Below are 18,636 nucleotides of genomic sequence, written 5' to 3' on the forward strand. Positions count from 1 at the left end.
GGCTCACGGGCCCGGCCAGTGCTCTCGGTCGAAGCCATAGGGGTTGGGAGCAGCATCCCGGTCAGCCGCTGCGGCGGGGCCGTTCCGTTCGTCGTCGTGATGACGTGGCGGCGGGTGCGGGTCCGAAGCCTGCTTCATGGGCACTCGGGGCGCAGTCTTTACGGGTGCATCTTCCTTTACGGGTGCATCTTCGGCCACAGGGAAACCTCACAAACACAGAAGGTTGGCCCGCTGCTTGAACCGATAGAGGCATCGTAACCCCATGGGAGCGTTCTGTCGCCGGTAAATTCTCATAGCCCGGCAGCTGCTTCCGTGTCAGGATCAGGTATGCCACACCGCCTGATGCTGCTTGATACTGCGTCACTGTACTTTCGCGCCTTTTATGGCTTGCCGGACACGATCCGCCGTGCTGACGGAACGCCTGTGAACGCGGTTCGCGGCCTGATGGACATGATCGCCCGCCTCACCACGGATTACGGGGCAACGCATCTGATTGCCTGCTGGGACGACGACTGGCGTCCGCAGTGGCGCGTGGACCTCATCCCGACCTACAAGTCGCACCGGGTTGCCGAACTTGTGTCGAATGCCCCCGACGTCGAGGTCGTCCCGGACGCGCTCGAGGCGCAGCTTCCGATGATCCGCCGCGTGCTCGAACTCGCCGGCATCGCCATCGTGGGGGTCGCGGAACACGAGGCCGACGACGTCGTCGGTACTTATGCCAGCCACGCAGACCTCCCCGTGGATGTGGTCACCGGCGACCGTGATCTTTTCCAGACCGTCAACGATGACCGTCAGGTCCGGGTGATCTACACCGCGAGGGGGATGAGGAACCTCGAAGTCGTGACGGACGCCGTCGTCGTCGGGAAGTACCGCGTGCTGCCCGAACAGTATGCCGATTACGCGACCCTTCGCGGCGACGCCTCCGACGGGCTGCCAGGCGTTGCCGGCATCGGCGAGAAGACCGCTGCTTCGCTCCTTGGCGAGTACGGCACACTGGAGAACTTGCTCGCTGCAGCCGCCGACGGGGGAGGCGGGGTATCCGCCTCGGTTCGGTCAAAGCTGGCCGCGGCCGCCGACTACCTCACGGTCGCGCCAACGGTTGTGAAAATCGTGCGCGACCTCCCGCTTCCCACCCTCGAGGATGCGGGAGCACAGCTGCACCCCGTCGACGGCGAATCGCGCGCCGAGCTGGAGCGTCTCGCCGTCGAATGGAACCTTGGAGGCTCGGTCAAACGGCTGCTCGACGCGCTTGACCGGCAGTAGCGGTGATTCCTGCATAGGCCCAGCTAGACCGTTTGGGGGATGCTCCACTCCGGCCATGGCTCGTCGACCGGCGCCTGTTGCCAGCTCCACTCCAGGAAGGGATCTACCGGGCGCAGCTCCTTAGGCGCTTCGCCGGGCAAGATGTCTTCGGGCCGGATGTCTTCGGGCAGGGCAGGACCAACTTCCCGGTGCCATCGTTGGTTCAGGATTTCGGGTGGCCAATCGGGTGGTTCCCAGTCCTGCTGTTCCCTGGCGTACTGGCGGCCGGTGGGGGAGATCCAGCCGGGAGGCTTGCCGGCGCTCGCCCCGGCGGGTGTCCAAGCTGTGGCGTGTTTCAGCCTGTGGTGCCTGCGGCATGGCTGGCCCAGGTTACTGATGCCGGTGGTGCCGCCGTCGGCCCAGGCGAGGAGGTGGTCGGCCTCATTGTCCAGAGACTGGTTGCTGCAGCCGGGGAACGGGCATTTCCCGTCCCGCAGACGGAGCCATTGCCGCATGCTGACGGGGATGCGGTAGCTGGTCCGTCCGATCTCCAGCGGCGCCCCGTCGCGGGGATCAGTCAAGACACGGTGGAACGACGAGGAACTTTCGGCCATCAGCCGGCTGGCCATCGACGTCGGGATCGGCCCATATCCGTCGAGCATGGCGGGTTCGTCGGTGAGGCCCATCAGGGCGAACACCGGCACAGTCACCAGAACCTGCGCCGACGGTGACGGCACGTGCTCCGCAGTGCCGCCAAGGAGCCACCCGGCGGCCACGTCGGCGCGGATTTGGCTCAGGTTCCGGTCCTCATGGGGTCCTTGGAGGGCGCGGGCCGCCGTGGTGGTGCGGTCCCAGATCCCGGCCGCCTGGTCCGCGGGGAGGTACGCGCTCAGCCAGGCCATGCCGTCCCGGTCCGGGGCGAACTCCAGCCGGCGATCCAGGGCGCTTTTGGTGTGGCGTTTTTCGATGCTGTCCGGGTGGTGGCGTTCGCGCCAGGTCCGGGCTTTGTGCCGGAACCTGGACGGAACGAGTTCCCCCGCGGGACAGCATTGTGCCGGGTTGGGTGCGTCCGGGTCCAGGAAGTGGGCTTCCAGGGCGGCGGCGCCAGCCGGGTTCAGGCTGGCGGTTTCGTCGACCATGGCCCGGGCATGCTGCCACGAAATGTTCCCGTCTTGCAGGGCGGCCAGCGTCAACGGCAGGGTGGTGGTCAGTTCGTGGGCCTCGGACAGGAGCGCACCGGCCGTCCGCTCGCTGACCGCCAGGACGCACGCGACCTCAGCGACTACCGCCATCTCCTGAGCGATGCGGCCCTGCGGAAGCGCGTTCGGGGAGGCCATCGTCCGGGTCGTGTTGGCGAACCCGGCTGCGGCGTGGACCACCAGGGCAGCCGTGGCAGCCTGCAGCCGGGCAGCCCCCGCGAGGGTGTCCAGCCAGCGGTCAGACTGCTGCCGCAGCGGATCCGGATCATCTTGACCGGTAGGGCCCGCGCCAGGAATCACCGCAGCAAGCGCAGCGACAGAGGCCTTGATGGCCTCCAACGCCTCCACTGCCGTGCTCTCTTTCATACTCACATCATCTTGCGAGGGTCTGACATTTAAAGTCCCTGCGGGCCCATTCGAGAAAGGACATGGGCGGCTCGTCTGGCACCAGCGAATTCGCCGACGCCGTCGCCGCCCGTATCGTGGGTGGCGTCCCGGGCTGAAGGCGCCGCCAGAGGCCACTACGTTTCGCCACGGAACCACAGAACGGGCCGCTCAGGCGTGAACTGAATTTCCTCAGTACCGGCAAGCTTGCGCTTCGGTGGTCGATTAGGTGGACACGAGCCAGCGGCGGCTGGAGGTCGCTGAGTCCCTCGGGGCCGCCTCGCACCCGCGATCCAAAAGGGCTCCGTCCCCGGAGCGGGGTACGACGTCGTCGTTGAGGCCTCCAGCAGCACCGGCGGGATCCGCAACGCCATCCGCGCCACCGCGCCCGGCGGGATCTGCACGGCCGTGGGTTACTACGTGGGCACGAACACCGGGATTCCGCTGATGCATATGTACGCCAACGACATCACGCTGCATTTGGGCGTCTCGCATCCCCGCGCTGTCCTGCCCGAACTCCTGGACTGGGTCCACACCAATAACTTCCCGGCAGAGAAGGTCACCAGCCATCTGGCACACTTCGACGACGCCCCCACGGCGTATGCGGAGCACACCACCAAACTCGTCCTGGACCGCCCCGCCCTCATTCAGGGCTGAGCCGACAACGCCCGGGGCAATTGAGTAAGGCGCAAAGAGCTCAGTCAGCCGTGAGGAACCGGCCGTTCCTGATCCGCGACGGGCCAAAAACGACGTCCAGCGGGGCAATCGTCCGCGGCCGGTGATCCCGCGACAGGGGACGGCCGACGGCGACATGGGGCACCCAGTGCGGGTACCGGTAGCCCAGTGCCGGGGAGCTGAGGATGAAGTCGTCCACATTGTCCACGAGCAGCCGGTCCAGGAGATCATGCAGGCCCTGCACGAGGGACACCTGGTAGTCGTGTACGCGATCGGGCACATCCACTTCGAGCCCGGAGATGCCGCCGCCGCCCAGCACGATCAGTTGTTCCGAGGTGCCCGCAAACCCGTCGAGAACGGGCAGGCCCTGCAACCAGCCCGCCGTGCGCCGGGCGGCTTCACCGGCCGAGGTCATCCCCCTGGTCCAGTCCGCGACGTCCTGCGCAAAATCCGCCAGGATGCCGATATGCAGCAGCGTCAGGTGCAGCCCCTGCGGCCTGCGCAGGGCATTGACATAACTGGCCAGCGCCTCGTAGTCGGACGGGCCCGCACCAACCGTGAGGACGGGAACCTCCACTGTGATGCGCGGAACCGGCTGCATGGGACCCCCTCACAGTGGCACGGACTCTTGGGCTCTGGCTGCCATTATCCTCCGCCGCGGCCACGTCGTCCCGGCGCGTGCTCTTGCCCTTGCGCCCGCCAGGGTGTCGAATCAGAGAAACACGATTCGGCCCGGTGCATGGCAAAGACGCCAGGAGGTTCCCATGTCAGTGAAAGCCGCAAAGGACGCAGCACGGACACCGGGGCGGGGAGGGCCGGAGGTACGCCGGGCAGATGCTCCGCACGGCATCGCGGCAACAGATCCGGAACAGGTGCGCAACGTGGCGCTTGTGGGGCATTCGGGAGCCGGGAAGACCTTGCTGATCGAAGCAATGCTGGCCGCCCACGGCATGATTTCACGTAAAGGCTCCATCGCGGAGGGCACCACCGTCAGCGATTCTGACCCTTCGGCAGTGCGGCAGCAACGGTCGGTCACGCTGTCCCTGGTTCCGCTGCTCGTCGACGGGACCAAGGTGAACCTGCTGGATACTCCGGGATATCCGGACTTTATCGGCGAACTTAGGGCGGGGCTCCGGGCTGCGGACGCCGCCCTCTTTGTTGTCTCCGCCGTTGACGGAATCGACGCCACCACTACGGCGCTCTGGGGCGAATGCGAAAGCCTCGGGATGCCGCGGGCTGTGGTCATCACCCGCCTGGACCACCCTCGGGCAGATTACGACGGCGTCCTGGCCGCCTGCCAGCAGGCGTTCGGCGACGCGGTGCTGCCGTTGTACGTCCCGGTCAGGTCCGGCGGCGAAACCAGTGGGCTGCTGGGACTGCTGACGGGCACAGTCTCTGACTATTCCGCCGGGGAGCCGGCCGCCGGTTCCCGGGGCGTTGACGCCGGCGAGCGCGCGGCGTCGGAAGCCGCCCGGGGCCGGCTCATCGAAGGGATCATCGCCGAGAGCGAGGACGAGACCCTGATGGACCGCTATCTGGGTGGTGAGGACATCGATACCGATGTCCTCATCGCGGACCTGGAAACCGCCGTCGCCCGCGGTTCCTTTTTCCCGGTGGTGCCGGCCTCGGCTGTCACCGGACTCGGCACGGCCGAACTGCTGGAAGTCCTGACCCGGGGCTTCCCGTCGCCGGTGGAGGGCGGCCTTCCTGGGGTGACTGACCTGGCGGGCGCTCCAGCGGCGGCCTTGGCCTGTGACCCGGACGGGCCGCTGGCGGCCGAGGTGGTCCGCACCACCATTGATCCGTTCCTGGGGAGGGTCTGCCTGACGCGTGTATTTTCGGGTACTTTGCGTGCTGACACTCCGGTGCACGTCGGCGGGCACGGGCTCGCGGACCGCGGCCATCAGGACCACGACACCGACGAGCGCGTTACGCACCTGTATTCTCCGCTGGGCCCCAACCTGCGTCCCGTTGCGCACTGCGTGGCCGGTGACATCTGCGCGGTGGCGAAACTGGGAAGCGCCGAAACCGGGGACACCATTTCCGCGAAAGACCAGCCGCTCCTGCTGGCCACCTGGGAGATGCCGGAGCCGCTGATGCCGGTGGCCGTCGAGGCGGACTCGCGCAGTGACGAGGACGCGCTGGCCCGGAGCCTGGCGAAGGTGGCCGCCGGCGATCCCACGCTGCGGGTTGAGCGGAACGCGGAAACACACCAGCTGATCCTCTGGTGCATGGGGGAGGCCCATGCCGAGGTGGTGCTGGACAGGCTGCGCGACCAGGGCGTGAAGCTGCACACCATTGACGTAGTGACGCCATTGCGGGAAACGTTCGCCGCCCCGGCAACGGGCCACGGCCGGCACGTCAAACAGTCCGGCGGCCACGGGCAGTATGCCGTCTGCGACATCGACGTGGAGCCGCTGGACCGTGGCGGCGGGTTCGAATTCGTCGACAAAACGGTGGGCGGGGTGATCCCCGGAACGTTCATCTCCTCCGTGGAGAAAGGGGTGCGTGCGCAGATGCAGAAAGGGCTGGCTGCCGGGTTCCCCGTGGTGGACCTCCGCGTCACGCTGGTGGGCGGCAAGGCCCACAGCGTTGACTCTTCCGACGCCGCCTTCCAGGCGGCGGGGGCCCTGGCGCTCCGGGAGGCCGCCGCGGCCGGTCGTATCCAGCTGCTCGAGCCGGTTTCCGCGGTCAGCATCACCGTGTCCGAGGCGCACGTGGGGGCCGTGATGAGTGATCTCTCAGCACGCCGCGGACGGCTCACCGGCACGGCCACCTCCGGCAGTGAGCTGACCGAAATCAGCGCGGAAGTCCCGGACCAGGAACTGCTGAAGTACGCTGTGGAGCTGCGGGCGCTGACTGCCGGGACCGGCCGGTTCCGGCGCCGGTACCTCCGGCATGACCCGGTGCCCAGCGGCTCATGAACGGATCGTCATGAACGCCGCCGCGCGGAAGATCCAGCGCATTTACCTCACCCTGACGCTGGGCAACACCCTTGCGGCCTCCTTCATCTGGGGCATCAATACGCTCTTTCTGTTGGATGCCGGGCTGAGCAACCTGGAAGCATTCGCGGCCAACGCCTTTTTCACGGCCGGCATGGTCCTGTTCGAAGTACCTACCGGGGTCATCGCGGACGGTTGGGGACGCCGGGTCTCATTCCTGCTCGGCACGGTGACCCTGGCTGCCTCCACCTACCTGTACTACCTGCTCTGGCAGTTGTCCGCTCCCTTCTGGGCCTGGGCAGTGGTGTCGGTCCTTCTGGGCCTGGGCTTCACGTTCTTCTCCGGGGCCGTGGAGGCTTGGTTGGTGGATGCGTTGCGTTTCTCCGGCTACGACGGCGAGTTGGAGGCAGTGTTCGGGCGGGGATTGATGGTCTCTGGCATCGCGATGCTCGTCGGTTCGACGGCCGGCGGCGTGATTGCCCAGGCCACCGACCTCGGCGTGCCGTTCCTGTTGCGCGTTGGAGTGCTCCTGGCGATGTTCGGGGTGGCCTTTTGGCTGATGCGCGATGTGGGCTTCACTCCGGAACGTTCTCCCCATCCGCTCAAGGCGAGCCGGGACGTGCTGTCCGCCTCCATCGACAACGGCCTGAAAAACCCGCCCGTACGGTACATCATGCTCGCAGCGCCTTTCAGCGCCGGCGTCGGGATCTATGTTTTCTATGCCCTGCAGCCCTACCTGCTGGAGCTCTTCGGTGACCCGCGCGCCTACTCTGTCGCCGGCCTCGCGGCGGGCATTGTGGCCGGGGCCCAGGTGGTGGGCGGCTGGCTGGCGCCCATGGTCCGGCGCCTGGTCCGCAAACGCACCACGGTCCTGGTAGCGAGCAGCAGCATGGGCGCCTTGATCCTGGTGGCCCTCGGCGTTACGCGTGTGTTCTGGGTGGCGTTGCTGCTGCTGGTGCTGTGGGCCCTGATCTCAGCGGCGGGCACCCCGGTGCGGCAGGCCTATCTGAACGACATGATTGCTTCAAAGCAGCGGGCAACGGTGCTCAGCTTCGATTCACTCATGGGATCCAGCGGCGGAATTGTCGTGCAGCCGCTGATGGGCCGGGCAGCGGACCTATACGGCTACCCCCTTTCGCTGGCCATCAGCGGTGTGATCGAGCTGTTCGCCGTGCCGTTCCTGCTGGCGAGCCGGCGGCGGCGCTCGCCGGCCGACACAGCCACCACCGAAGCCGGCACACCGGCCTGAAGCCGTGGCCCCGGCGCAAAAAAGCCTTGAGAGTCCCAACAGGGCAGAGTATCGTGGCGCAAACCCACCCTGCGCAACACCCCGACTTGGGAGAGATCATGCCTAGTGTGCGACGTCAATTAGCTGCCGTAACGGCTGTTCTGGCCTTGAGCGTGACGGGTGGGGCGGTGACCAGTCCCGCGTTCGCAGATCCCCGCGCGACCGATAAGACACCGGTGGCTACCGGTTACGGCGGGGCGGTGAGCACCGTTGACCCGGAGGCGTCCGCTGCGGCTATCGAGGTCCTGCGCGACGGCGGCAATGCGGCGGATGCCGCCGTCGCCGCGGCCGCGACCCTGGGTGTGACCGAGCCGTACAGCGCCGGCGTCGGCGGAGGCGGATACTTCGTGTTCTACGACGCGAAGTCCGGCAAAGTGGGCACCATCGATGGCCGGGAAACGGCTCCGGCAACGATGCCGACCACTGCGTTCGTGAATCCGGCCACCGGCGTCGTATACACGTTCGCAGAGCTCGTCTCGAGCGGCGTCTCCGTGGGCGTCCCCGGAACGCCGGCGACGTGGGAACGGGCGCTGGAGCGTTGGGGCACGCTGGACCTTGACGAGGCCCTCGAACCTGCCATCAGGGTGGCCAACCGCGGCTTCGTGGTGGACGAAACATTCCGCCAGCAGACGCTCGACAACAAAGTACGGTTCTCGGCCTTCCCCGCCACGGCGAGTCTCTTCCTGCCCGGCGGTGACGCTCCCGCCGTCGGCAGTATTTTCCACAGCAAGGACCTCGCCACGACGTACCGGCTCCTCGCGAAGGAGGGAACGGATGCCTTCTACGGCGGACAACTCGCGACGGAGATCGCGGCAACGGTCCAGGCTCCGCCGAAAGACCCCGCCTGGGTGCCTCCGGTGACGGAACCGCCCACCAGCATTCCAGCCCTTCCCGGATACCTGACGACGGCGGATCTCGCCGCTTACAGGACGCTGGACCAGGAGCCCACGCATGTGGAGTACCGCGGCTACGACGTCTACGGCATGGCGCCCTCCAGCAGCGGTGGCACAACAGTGGGCGAGGCGCTGAACATCCTGGAACCGTTTGACTTGTCGCCCACGGCAAAACCAGCCGCCCTGCACCACTACCTTGAGGCCAGCGCGCTCGCCTTCGCAGACCGCGGCAAGTACCTCGGGGACCCGGCATTTGCCGACGTCCCCACCGAAGCCCTCACTGACCCGGTGTTTGGCAAGGAGCGGGCGTGCGCCATTGACCCCGCGACGGCGGCAATCAAGCCCGTACCTGCCGGGGACGTGGCATCGTACGACGGTGCGTGCACGGTTTCGCCTGCAGCGGCCGCAAACGAGAAGGACACCGAAAACATCTCAACCACCAACCTCACGGTCGCTGACAAGTGGGGGAACGTTGTGGAGTACACCCTCACCATCGAGCAGACCGGCGGTTCCGGCATCGTGGTGCCCGGCCGCGGGTTCCTGCTCAACAACGAGCTCACCGACTTCTCCTATACGTCGACCAATCCCGAGGACCCGAACCGGATCGAGCCGGGCAAGCGCCCACGGTCCTCGATGTCGCCCACCATCATCCTTAAGGACGAGAAGCCGTTCCTGGCGCTCGGTTCCCCCGGCGGATCGACCATCATCACCACGGTGCTGCAGACCATCCTGAACAGGGTGGACCTGGATATGAGTATTTTGGACTCGCTGGCGGCCCCGCGTGCGTCCCAGCGCAACACCCCCAACGTCACGGCAGAGCCGGACTTCATCAAGGCCTATGGAGACGCCCTGGCACCATACGGTCACAAGTTGGTGCCCGCAGGGGACGCTTTCACGTCGGCTGCGGAGATCGGCGCCGCGACAGCCATCGAGTTTGGGCCTGGCAAGAGCATGACCGCGGTTGCCGAGCCCCTGCGGCGCGGTGGCGGTTCGGCGATGGTGGTCCAGCCGGCGCGGTGAACATACGTGGTCCGCTGGCCCTGGAGCCGCCTGGCGCGGTGGCCCGGGTTACTGCCCCATCCCGGGCCGGACGGGGACAAACTCGATAGTGGTCTGCACCTTTTTCTGCGGACCACGGGAAAAACCCTTGGCATCAAGCTGGTTCTGGGCGCGGAACACCGCGAGGGCGTCGTCGTAGAGCTCGTTGAGCCGGCGGCCGGAGAATGGCTCCTGGGAGCCGTCGCTGAACGTGACGGTCACGGTGGCAGTGGCGGGAAAGTGCCTCTTCATGCGGATGAAGCCTTCGGAGTCCTGCTGGAGGTTGATCAAGGGAAGTCCTGCTTTCGTGGTCGACGACCTCCAGTCTGACCCATCCCACCGCACCTGCGCTGACGGCGGCGCCGGTTAGCGGCGACAATGGACGGGTGACATCGCCCACCGACCCCGCCGCCGTCCCTGCTGGCACCTCTGGTGCCGGCACCTTTGATCTGGCGGTCATCGGCACCGGTCTTGCCTTCGCCGAATCGCTGGCCGAGTTGTCCTCTGTGCTGCGCGCCGGCGGTGCGGCGGGTACGGCTGTGGTGCAGGCGCCGCCCGGCACCGGCAAAACAACGCTTGTCCCGCCGCTGCTCGCCAACCTTGCCGCGCCTGCAGGAATGGCCAAGCGGGTGGTGGTCACCCAGCCGCGGCGGGTCGCAGCGCGTGCCGCCGCCCGGCGACTGGCCTCATTGGACGGCAGCCGGATCGGAGACCGCGTGGGGTACACCGTCCGCGGTGAACGCCAGGCCGGGCCCGCCACGCTGGTGGAGTTTGTCACACCAGGCATCCTGCTGCGGCGCCTGCTCGATGATCCCGGCCTGGAAAGCACTGGCGCGGTCATCCTGGACGAGGTCCACGAACGCGGCCTCGAAACCGACCTGCTGCTGGGGATGCTCGTCGAAGTTCGGCAGCTCCGCGGCGACCTTACGCTGGTGGCCATGTCCGCCACCCTGGACGCGCCCCGCTTCGCCGCCCTGATCGGGGGCGCAGCCGCGAATGCAGAGACAGGACAGGCGAGGACCGCGGACGACGACGGCGGGCCGGCTCCCGTCGTCGACTGCCCCTCAGCGCTGTACCCCCTGGCAGTGGAGTGGGTACCGGCCGCCGTGGCGCGGCTGGATGACCGTGGGGTCACACGCGCGTTCCTGGACCACGTGGCCGATACAGCCGCGCAGGCCCATACTGCGGCGGTGGGGCAGGACGCTGGCACCGATGCGCTGGTCTTTGTCCCGGGAGCCTGGGAGGTTTCCTATGTGGCGGCCCGCCTCCGCGGCCGGGCTGCCCCCGGAACCGACGTGCTGGAGCTCCACGGCCAGGTGAGCCCGGCCGAACAGGACCAGGCAGTTTCGGGGCGCCGGCCCGGCGGCCCGGCACGGATCATCGTGTCCACGGACCTGGCCGAGTCATCCCTGACCGTCCCTGGAGTGCGCCTCGTCATCGATTCCGGGCTGACCCGCGAACCCCGCCGTGATGCCAGCCGCGGGATGTCCGGGCTGGTCACTGTTTCCTGCTCCCGGGCATCAGCCGAACAGCGGGCCGGCCGGGCCGCACGGCAGGGCCCGGGCCGGGTGGTCCGGTGCTACGACCAAAGGACCTATGGTGCCGCGCCGGCACACGTGACGCCGGAAATCGCCGTCGCGGACCTGACCGGTGCTGCGCTGGTCCTGGCCTGCTGGGGATCACCGGGCGGCGCCGGGCTGGCGCTTCCGGATGAACCTCCCGCAGCAGCCATGGGCGAGGCTATTGAGGTGCTGCGCGAACTCGGAGCCGTGGGGCGGGACGGGCACGCCACCGCACTGGGGCGGACGCTGGTACGGGTCCCGGCCGATCCCCGGCTGGCCCGCGCACTGCTCGACGGCGCAGCGGCCGTAGGTCACCGCGCCGCAGCGGAAGCGGTGGCGCTCGTAGCCGGGGACCAGCGGGCCCCGGGGGCCGACCTCACCCGGCTCCTGTCCGGCCTGCGCGCCGGAAAGGACCCCGCCGCCAGGCGCTGGGCAGAGGACGTCCGCCGGCTGGAGGGCATTGCGCGGACTGAAGGCGCCGCCATCGTGCAATCCGCCATTGCGTCCCTGGTGAGGTCCGCGCCGGTGACGGCCGCGGAGGCGGTGGGCGTCGTCGTCGCGCTGGCGTTCCCGGACCGCGTGGCCCGGTGCGTCCCGGGCGATGGCCCGGCGCGGTACCTGCTGTCGTCCGGCACGCGTGCGGGGTTGCCGGCGGGCAGTCCGCTCACCGGGCATGAGTGGCTGGCCGTGGCGGAAGTTTCACGCGCCGCCGGCCGGGACGCAGCCGGTACCGGCGCGGTCATCCGGTCCGCCGCGCCGCTGAGCGCCGAAACCGCCGAGGCCGCCGCCGGGCACCTCCTGACCGACGCCGTGGAAGCGCAGTTCAGCCAGGGCCGGTTGAAGGCCAGGCGGGAACGCCGGCTGGGTGCCATCAGCCTGTCCTCCACGCCCGTCCGCCCCTCCGCCGAGGAAGGCCGTGCCGCCGTGGCCCGTGCCCTCGCCAAAGAGGGGCTGGGAACCATCGGATGGTCGACGGCGGCCGACACCTTGCGCCGCCGCCTCGCCTTGCTGCGCCGCGAACTGGGCGAGCCGTGGCCCGACGTTTCCGAACCGGCCCTGCTGGCCCGGCTGGATTCCTGGCTGGGACCGGAGCTCGAGAAACTGGCGGGCGGCGCCGCCACCAACAGCATTGACCTCACCGACCCCCTGCGGCGGCTGCTGCCCTGGCCGGAGGCGGTCCGCCTGGCGGAGCTGGCACCGGAGGCACTGAAAGTACCCAGCGGATCGATGGTGCGGATCGACTACCCCGAGGTGTCGGACAGAGCGGCGCCAGGCGGTGCCGGGTCAGATGGTGCCGCGGCGGACCAGGCAGGACCCGGGCAGGAAGCACCGCGGCAGGCACGCGCGGACGACGGCGGCCGGCCGGTTGTCGCGGTCAAGCTGCAGGAGTGCTTTGGCTGGGCTGAGACCCCACGGCTGGTGGACGGCAGGGTTCCTGTCCTCTTCCACCTGCTGTCGCCTGCGCGGCGGCCGCTTGCCGTGACGGACGACCTGGCATCGTTCTGGTCCGGGCCGTACGCGCAGGTGCGGGCCGAGATGCGCGGCCGCTACCCCAGGCATCCCTGGCCGGAGGATCCCTGGACGGCACTGCCGACGGCCCGGACCAAAGCCCGCATGTAGCGCAGGACCGCCGGCGGCCTTTCTTGCGTTGGTTGCACAGGTGAGAAGTCCGATACGTCGCCGAAACGTTACGTCGACCCGCTGAAACATGGCGCAGTTAGGCTCGTTCCTACTTGGACAACGTGGTCCAGACCACCACACGAAAGGACACACATAATGTTGCTTTTGAGTAGCCTGAACCTCCTCTTTGACGCCGGCCGCGGAGAGGGCAGCCGCCCGCACAATGGCGGGATCGGTAAGACCGATTTCCCCACCGGCCTGCTGACCTCCACCGCCTGGGAAGGCTGGTGGCACGAGGACGCTGCGTAGCTGGTCGGGGCACGTGGCCGTTACGGCTGGCCGGATCGGTCAGCCGCGGCTCCGCATAAACTCGGCCACCTTGGGCGCCAGCGACGCTCCGATCTCTGCAGCGTCGCGCTTCTTGCCGGCGACGGCGAAGGAGTGGTCACCCCCGTCGATCCAGTCCAGGACAGCGGACGGACCGATCCGGGAGATGACACCCTCCAGCAGATCCGGCGTCGCGAAGGTGTCGCGCGTGCCCTGCAGGAACAACATGGGCAGCGTGAGCCCGTAGAGATGCTCGTCGCGGAGCTTTTCGGGCTTGCCGGGCGGGTGGAGGGGATAGCCGAGGTAGACGAGTCCGGCAGTGTCCATTCCCTCGGCAACTGCCATGGACGCCATCCGGCCACCAAACGATTTGCCGGCAGCCCACACCGGTCCCGTATCACCGTGGGCCTGCGCCTGGCGCGCGGCTTCGTCCATGGCGGCGCGCCAGGCGGCGATGGCTGCCGGCGGCCGGTCCGGGAACTTCCGGCCGGCCTCGCGGTAGGGGAAGTTGAAGCGCAGGGTGGCAACGCCGTCGTCGTTCAGTCCACGGGTGAAACCGCTCATGAACGGGTGCTCCATACCGGCGCCTGCCCCGTGCGCCAGCACCAGGGTGGCGAAGGGGCTGTCCGGGCGGGCGTAGACGCCGGAGACCTCGACGTCGCCGACGGGAAAGGTGACAGGGGATTCAGCTACGGCCATAGGTCCATGATGCCGGATCACCGGCAGCGCTGGGTGCCGGGGTGCTGACGCCACGCATGGCGCAGGGTAGGTTGTCCCCATGGCGAGCGAACAGACCACCCTCACTGTCCCGGGACCGCACGGCGAGCGCGAGATGCGCGTTTCCAGCCCCAGCAGGGTGCTCTGGCCGGATCTCGGTCTGACCAAGCTGGACCTCGCACGCTACATGGTGGATGTGGGGGAGGCGTTCATCGCCGCGAACGGTGACCGGCCGGTGGCGCTGCAGAGGTACTCGGACAATGTCGAGGGGGACCAGTTCTTTTCGAAGAACCCGCCCAAGGGAGCACCTGACTTCATCCGCTCAGTGAATGTGACCTTTCCGAGCGCACGCTCGCACCCCATGCTGGTCCTGGACGAACCCGCCGCGGCTGTATGGGCGGTGCAGATGAATACGGTGGTGTTCCACCCGTGGCCGTCCCTTACAGCGAACACCGATAACCCGGACCAGCTGCGCATCGACCTTGACCCGCAGCCGGGCACAGACTTCGACGACGCCGTCCCGGCTGCCCTGGCGCTGAAGGAGGTGCTGGCGGAGGCCGGGCTGGACACGTTCGTCAAGACATCCGGGAACCGCGGCCTGCACGTCTATGCTCCCATCGAGCCCAACCACGAATTCCTGGACGTCCGCCACGCGGTGATCGCTGCGGCCCGCGAGCTGGAGCGGCGGATACCGGACAAGGTCACCACGGCCTGGTGGAAGGAGGAACGCGGCGTGAAGGTGTTCCTGGACTTCAACCAGGCGAACCGGGACCGGACCATCGCCGGCGCGTACAGCCCCCGCGCGCTGGCCCATGCGCCGGTCTCCTGCCCCATCAGCTGGGACGAACTGGGCAGCGCGGATCCCAAGGACTTCACCATCCTGACGGTCCCCGAGCGGCTCAGGACCGTGGGCGATCCCTGGGCAGACATGAAGGCGCATCCGGGCACCATCGACGTGCTGTTGGAGTGGTGGGAGCGGGACCTCAAGGCCGGGCTCGGCGAACTGCCGTTCCCGCCGGACTACCCGAAGATGCCCGGCGAGCCCCCGCGGGTGCAGCCGAGCCGGGCCCGCAAACAGGACTGAGTCCGTTCCAGCCGGTCCTCGCGTACGAGGAAGGGCCTACTCGAACCGGGACGGGTCGCCGGTGCCGCGACGCACCACCTCGGCCACTCCGCTGGAATAGTCGATCACCGTGGTGGGCTCTGCCCCGCAGTCGCCGGAATCGATGACCGCGTCCACCTCGTGCTCAAGCCGTTCCTTGATTTCCCAGCCCTGGGTCAGCGGGTCTTCCTCGTCCGGGAGCAGCAGGGTGCTGGAGAGGAGGGGCTCGCCGAGTTCGGCCAGCAGCGCCTGGACCACCCGGTTGTCCGGGATGCGCACGCCTACGGTCTTTTTCTTCGGGTGCAGCAGCCGGCGCGGCACTTCCTTGGTGGCCGGCAGGATAAACGTGTAGCTTCCCGGCGTGACGGCCTTAATGGCGCGGAAGACGTCGTTGCCGATGTTCACGAACTGGCCCAGCTGGGCGAAGTCCTTGCACACCAGCGTGAAGTGGTGCTTGTCGTCGAGCTTGCGGATATTCCGGATCCGGTCCAGCGCATCCTTGTTGCCCAGCTGGGCCCCGAGGGCGTAGCAGGAGTCCGTGGGGTAGGCGATCAGCCCGCCGTCGAGCACGATCTTCACGGCCTGCGTGATGGCGCGGGGCTGGGGATCCTGGGGATGAACATCAAAGTATCTGGCCATGCTCCTGAGCCTACGACAATTGGCGCCCCGGCCAGTAGACAGGCACGGCGCCGCACGTGCAACGCCGAGGGAGGATAGGTTCAGGACCTATGGGTTCAGTCAGCAGGGTGAGTCCCGTGCGGGGCGAACGAAAGGTGGCAGCATGCCGGTGTGGCTTCAGGCGTTGATGTGGGGAACCGTGGCCGGTGCCGCCCTGGTGCTGGGGGCCGCCGCGTCGTGGAAATGGGCCATCCCGTCAAAACTTGTTTCCTCGATCATGTCGTTCGGGGCGGGCGTGCTGATTTCGGCACTGGCGTTCGAGCTCGTCGCCGAAGCGGTTGATGGCGGGGGCCTGTGGCCCACCGTGACCGGATTCCTGGCCGGCTCCGTGGTCTACGTGGGTGCGAACACGCTCCTCACCCGGGCCGGCGCAAAACACCGCAAACGCTCAGGCGGCCAGCAACCGTCGGAGCAGGACAGCCCGGGCAGCGGCACGGCCATCGCCTTCGGCGCCCTCCTCGACGGGATCCCGGAGTCGATAGTGCTCGGCGTCGGACTCGTCACGGCGGGATCGGTCAGTCCGGCCATGCTTGCGGCTGTCTTCATTTCCAACGTTCCCGAGGGTCTTTCCGGAACTGCCGGGATGAAGAAGGCAGGACGCAGTACCGGCTACATTTTTGGAGTGTGGGGAGGCATAGCCGTCATGTGCGGGTTCGCCTCACTGCTCGGGTACGTGGCGCTGGAGAACGCTCCGGACGCCGTCATCGCCTTCATTACCGCGATCGCGGCGGGCGGGATCCTGGCGATGCTCGCCGACACCATGATCCCCGAGGCGTTCGAAGAGCACCACAACCTCACCGGACTGACCGCGTCCGTCGGGTTCCTGACGGCCTTCACAGTCCACCAGCTCGCGGGGTGACGTCCCGCCGTCGTCAACGGTCAGCCCACGTGCACCCACGGCCGCTTGGTGACATCCGGTTCGGCTTCGCGGAGGATCTCGCGCGTCACGGGGGCGATCTCGCCTTCGCCCAGCACCAGGAAGCGCAGGAGGTTCACGGCAGGATTTCCTTCGGTCCAGCGGAAGTAGACGTGCGGCATCAGCCCGGTCACATCGCGGATGTGCAGGAGCACCGAGGCGATGGTGTTGGGCACAACCGGTCCGTGGACTTCCAGGACGGCGAACCCGTGCCGCACCACACCCCGGACCTCCAGGGCCGTCTCGAAGTCGGAGGAATCGTCCACAGTGACTTCCAGGAACAGCGGCCGGTAATCAGACGGGAAATGGCTTGCTTCGGTGGATGAGGCCAGTTTCTGCCGGTAAGCGTCCGCCGACTGGCGGAGCGGCTCGTGGGCGATAATCCCGATCGGCCCGCTCAGGTTCTCCGCCATGAACTCCAGGGCCTGCGTGTCCAGCCGGACGTGCGTGGCGTGCAGTTCGAAGGACCGCAGCACCCTCGAGAGCAGCGAGATGCTGATGATCCCCAGGATGAAGAAGCCGGCAATCCGGATGCCTTCGGGACGTTCAAAGATATTGGCGACCGTTGTGTAGACAAACAGCACCGTGATGATGCCAAAGCCGATGGTCCGCTTGCGCTGCTGAAGCCGGCGGGCCGAGAGTGTCACGGCCACTGCAGCCGAGGTCATCAGTACCAGGACGCCGGTGGCGTACGCCCCGCCCTGGGCATCGACGTCGGCCTCAAACAGCCAGGTGATCAGGAACCCGATCAGCGTGAAGACAAGCACTAGCGGCCGGACTGCCTTCGCCCACGCCGGGGCCATGCCGTACCGCGGCAGGTACCGGGGGACAAGGTTCAGCAGGCCGGCCATCGCCGACGCTCCGGCGAACCACAGGATGGCGATGGTGCTCACGTCATACACCGTGCCGAAGCCCGGCCCGAGGTATTCGTGCGCCAGGAGCGCCAGTGCCCTGCCGTTGGCTTGTCCGCCCGGCAGGAACTCGTCCTCGGGAATCAGGACAACCGTGGTGAAGCTGCTGGTCACCAGGAAGGAACTCATGATCACGGCGGCGGTGGTCAGCATCCGCCGGGTCCCCTGGATCCGCCCGGCCGGGTTCTCCTGGGTGTCGGCCGCGCCGCCGCGGACCTGCGGCATCACCGCCACGCCGGTTTCAAAGCCGGACAGCCCCAGCGCCAGCTTGGGGAAGACGAGCAGGGCGATGGCTACCGCCATCAGCGGATTTCCGTGGGAGGTGTTAAGAGTCTGCCACCAGTCACCGACGGCCACCGGATGGGCGGCTGCCTCCGCGAGCGACCTCGCGATGACCACCACGTTGAGCCCCAGGTACAGGACCACCAGCACAACGGCGACGCCGATGGCCTCCTTGAACCCGCGCAGGAAAACGGCAGCGAGCAGGGCAAGCAGGACCAGCGTTACGGCCACCTCCTGGCCGTGCAGGGCGTCCGGTGCAAACGGATTCTCGATCAGGTGTGCCGTGGCATCGGCGGCGGACAACGTCATGGTGATCATGAAGTCGGTGGCCGCGAAACCCAGCAGCACCAAAACCAGGAGCTTGCCCCGCCACTTGGGGAGCAGCCGCTCCAGCATGGCAATGGACCCTTCGCCGCGGTGGCTCTCGCCGGCAACCCGGCGGTAGACGGGGAGGGCGCCGAACAGAGTCACGGCCACCAGGACAAGCGTTGCCAAGGGGGAGATGGCACCGGCCGCGAGCGCCGCGATGGCCGGCTGGTAGCCCAGCGTGGAGAAGTAGTCCACGCCGGTCAGGCACATCACCTGCCACCAGTGGTGCTTCTTTTGTTTGTCCGCGAGCCCGCCCGGCCCCTGATGGGTGCCCTTGGCATCCTCCAATCCATGCAGCAGCCAACTGCCAAGGGCCGCCTTCCGCGTCGCACGGAGTTCCGAGGGATCGGCAGGGGGTCTGCTCATGGTGGTCATGGGAGCCTTTCAGTCTGCGGCACAGCACCGCGGGCACAGCCGAATCTAGTACTGCCCACTCGCCCTGGAGCCGGATTCGGGCGGATCTTGACGCATCCTTAACGTCCGTATGACCA

The 18,636-nt window shown here is 67.7% G+C and carries 15 protein-coding genes; 9 read left to right on the forward strand and 6 right to left on the reverse strand.

Annotated features, from left to right (window positions below; all coding sequences use genetic code 11):
* Positions 1-327 precede the first annotated feature (327 nt).
* Positions 328-1,263 (forward strand): 5'-3' exonuclease, encoded by a 936-nt coding sequence (locus V6M49_RS05810; RefSeq protein WP_332760532.1) that lies wholly within the window; start codon positions 328-330, stop codon positions 1,261-1,263.
* 23 nt (positions 1,264-1,286) lie between these two features.
* On the opposite strand, the gene V6M49_RS05815 is transcribed toward V6M49_RS05810, so the two are convergent.
* Positions 1,287-2,807, reverse strand: coding sequence for an HNH endonuclease signature motif containing protein (locus tag V6M49_RS05815; RefSeq protein ID WP_141140535.1), 1,521 nt, complete (start codon positions 2,805-2,807; stop codon positions 1,287-1,289).
* 438 nt (positions 2,808-3,245) lie between these two features.
* On the opposite strand from V6M49_RS05815, the gene V6M49_RS05820 reads away from it, so the two are divergent.
* Positions 3,246-3,482, forward strand: a complete 237-nt coding sequence (locus tag V6M49_RS05820) for a hypothetical protein (RefSeq protein WP_332760533.1) — start codon at positions 3,246-3,248, stop codon at positions 3,480-3,482.
* A 40-nt stretch (positions 3,483-3,522) separates the two neighbouring features.
* On the opposite strand, the gene V6M49_RS05825 is transcribed toward V6M49_RS05820, so the two are convergent.
* The gene (locus V6M49_RS05825) at positions 3,523-4,101 is read right to left on the reverse strand and encodes a hypothetical protein (protein ID WP_141140537.1); all 579 of its coding nucleotides are present in this window, start codon (positions 4,099-4,101) and stop codon (positions 3,523-3,525) included.
* A 163-nt stretch (positions 4,102-4,264) separates the two neighbouring features.
* Between V6M49_RS05825 and V6M49_RS05830 the strand changes: the two genes are divergently transcribed.
* The 3 genes from V6M49_RS05830 (at position 4,265) to V6M49_RS05840 (ending at position 9,643) form a co-directional block, all read left to right on the forward strand.
* Complete coding sequence (locus V6M49_RS05830; RefSeq protein ID WP_332760534.1) at positions 4,265-6,424, forward strand: elongation factor G-like protein EF-G2; 2,160 nt, start codon at positions 4,265-4,267, stop codon at positions 6,422-6,424.
* A 10-nt stretch (positions 6,425-6,434) separates the two neighbouring features.
* Positions 6,435-7,691 carry an MFS transporter gene (locus tag V6M49_RS05835; protein WP_141140539.1) on the forward strand — a complete coding sequence of 419 codons (1,257 nt, stop codon included), beginning with the start codon at positions 6,435-6,437 and terminating at the stop codon, positions 7,689-7,691.
* Positions 7,692-7,789: 98 nt separating this feature from the next.
* On the forward strand, positions 7,790-9,643 hold the full coding sequence (locus V6M49_RS05840; protein ID WP_332760535.1) for a gamma-glutamyltransferase family protein: 1,854 nt from the start codon (positions 7,790-7,792) through the stop codon (positions 9,641-9,643).
* A gap of 48 nt (positions 9,644-9,691) precedes the next feature.
* Here the strand turns inward: V6M49_RS05840 and V6M49_RS05845 are convergent, their stop codons facing one another.
* Positions 9,692-9,952, reverse strand: a complete 261-nt coding sequence (locus tag V6M49_RS05845) for a hypothetical protein (RefSeq protein WP_141140541.1) — start codon at positions 9,950-9,952, stop codon at positions 9,692-9,694.
* A gap of 95 nt (positions 9,953-10,047) precedes the next feature.
* On the opposite strand from V6M49_RS05845, the gene hrpB reads away from it, so the two are divergent.
* Positions 10,048-12,843 carry an ATP-dependent helicase HrpB gene (gene hrpB / locus V6M49_RS05850; RefSeq protein ID WP_332760536.1) on the forward strand — a complete coding sequence of 932 codons (2,796 nt, stop codon included), beginning with the start codon at positions 10,048-10,050 and terminating at the stop codon, positions 12,841-12,843.
* Between the two features lie 156 nt (positions 12,844-12,999).
* Complete coding sequence (locus V6M49_RS05855) at positions 13,000-13,152, forward strand: hypothetical protein (RefSeq protein WP_332760537.1); 153 nt, start codon at positions 13,000-13,002, stop codon at positions 13,150-13,152.
* A gap of 39 nt (positions 13,153-13,191) precedes the next feature.
* Here V6M49_RS05855 and V6M49_RS05860 read toward each other — a convergent pair whose 3' ends face one another.
* A complete protein-coding gene (locus V6M49_RS05860; RefSeq protein WP_254748461.1) occupies positions 13,192-13,869 on the reverse strand; it encodes an alpha/beta hydrolase family protein in 678 nt (225 codons plus the stop codon).
* A gap of 79 nt (positions 13,870-13,948) precedes the next feature.
* Here V6M49_RS05860 and ligD point away from each other — a divergent pair, with 79 nt between their 5' ends.
* The gene (gene ligD, locus V6M49_RS05865) at positions 13,949-14,971 is read left to right on the forward strand and encodes a non-homologous end-joining DNA ligase (protein WP_332760538.1); all 1,023 of its coding nucleotides are present in this window, start codon (positions 13,949-13,951) and stop codon (positions 14,969-14,971) included.
* 36 nt (positions 14,972-15,007) lie between these two features.
* On the opposite strand, the gene V6M49_RS05870 is transcribed toward ligD, so the two are convergent.
* Positions 15,008-15,628: an L-threonylcarbamoyladenylate synthase gene (locus V6M49_RS05870; protein ID WP_058932553.1), complete on the reverse strand. Its 621-nt coding sequence runs from the start codon at positions 15,626-15,628 to the stop codon at positions 15,008-15,010.
* A 142-nt stretch (positions 15,629-15,770) separates the two neighbouring features.
* On the opposite strand from V6M49_RS05870, the gene V6M49_RS05875 reads away from it, so the two are divergent.
* Positions 15,771-16,526, forward strand: coding sequence for a ZIP family metal transporter (locus V6M49_RS05875; protein WP_332760539.1), 756 nt, complete (start codon positions 15,771-15,773; stop codon positions 16,524-16,526).
* A gap of 20 nt (positions 16,527-16,546) precedes the next feature.
* On the opposite strand, the gene V6M49_RS05880 is transcribed toward V6M49_RS05875, so the two are convergent.
* Positions 16,547-18,520 carry an amino acid transporter gene (locus V6M49_RS05880; protein WP_332760540.1) on the reverse strand — a complete coding sequence of 658 codons (1,974 nt, stop codon included), beginning with the start codon at positions 18,518-18,520 and terminating at the stop codon, positions 16,547-16,549.
* Positions 18,521-18,636 lie beyond the last annotated feature (116 nt).

It is taken from the genome of Pseudarthrobacter sp., assembly GCF_036675385.1.
Taxonomy (GTDB): domain Bacteria; phylum Actinomycetota; class Actinomycetes; order Actinomycetales; family Micrococcaceae; genus Arthrobacter.

Bases quoted from the DNA above. Each gene is read 5' to 3' on its own strand.
- V6M49_RS05835 (WP_141140539.1), top strand. From the start codon at position 6,435: ATGAACGCCGCCGCGCGGAAGATCCAGCGCATTTACCTCACCCTGACG.
- ligD (WP_332760538.1), top strand. From the start codon at position 13,949: ATGGCGAGCGAACAGACCACCCTCACTGTCCCGGGACCGCACGGCGAG.
- V6M49_RS05880 (WP_332760540.1), bottom strand. From the start codon at position 18,520: ATGACCACCATGAGCAGACCCCCTGCCGATCCCTCGGAACTCCGTGCG.
- V6M49_RS05840 (WP_332760535.1), top strand. From the start codon at position 7,790: ATGCCTAGTGTGCGACGTCAATTAGCTGCCGTAACGGCTGTTCTGGCC.
- V6M49_RS05815 (WP_141140535.1), bottom strand. From the start codon at position 2,807: ATGAAAGAGAGCACGGCAGTGGAGGCGTTGGAGGCCATCAAGGCCTCT.
- V6M49_RS05860 (WP_254748461.1), bottom strand. From the start codon at position 13,869: ATGGCCGTAGCTGAATCCCCTGTCACCTTTCCCGTCGGCGACGTCGAG.
- V6M49_RS05855 (WP_332760537.1), top strand. From the start codon at position 13,000: ATGTTGCTTTTGAGTAGCCTGAACCTCCTCTTTGACGCCGGCCGCGGA.
- V6M49_RS05870 (WP_058932553.1), bottom strand. From the start codon at position 15,628: ATGGCCAGATACTTTGATGTTCATCCCCAGGATCCCCAGCCCCGCGCC.
- V6M49_RS05810 (WP_332760532.1), top strand. From the start codon at position 328: ATGCCACACCGCCTGATGCTGCTTGATACTGCGTCACTGTACTTTCGC.
- V6M49_RS05825 (WP_141140537.1), bottom strand. From the start codon at position 4,101: ATGCAGCCGGTTCCGCGCATCACAGTGGAGGTTCCCGTCCTCACGGTT.
- V6M49_RS05830 (WP_332760534.1), top strand. From the start codon at position 4,265: ATGTCAGTGAAAGCCGCAAAGGACGCAGCACGGACACCGGGGCGGGGA.
- V6M49_RS05875 (WP_332760539.1), top strand. From the start codon at position 15,771: ATGCCGGTGTGGCTTCAGGCGTTGATGTGGGGAACCGTGGCCGGTGCC.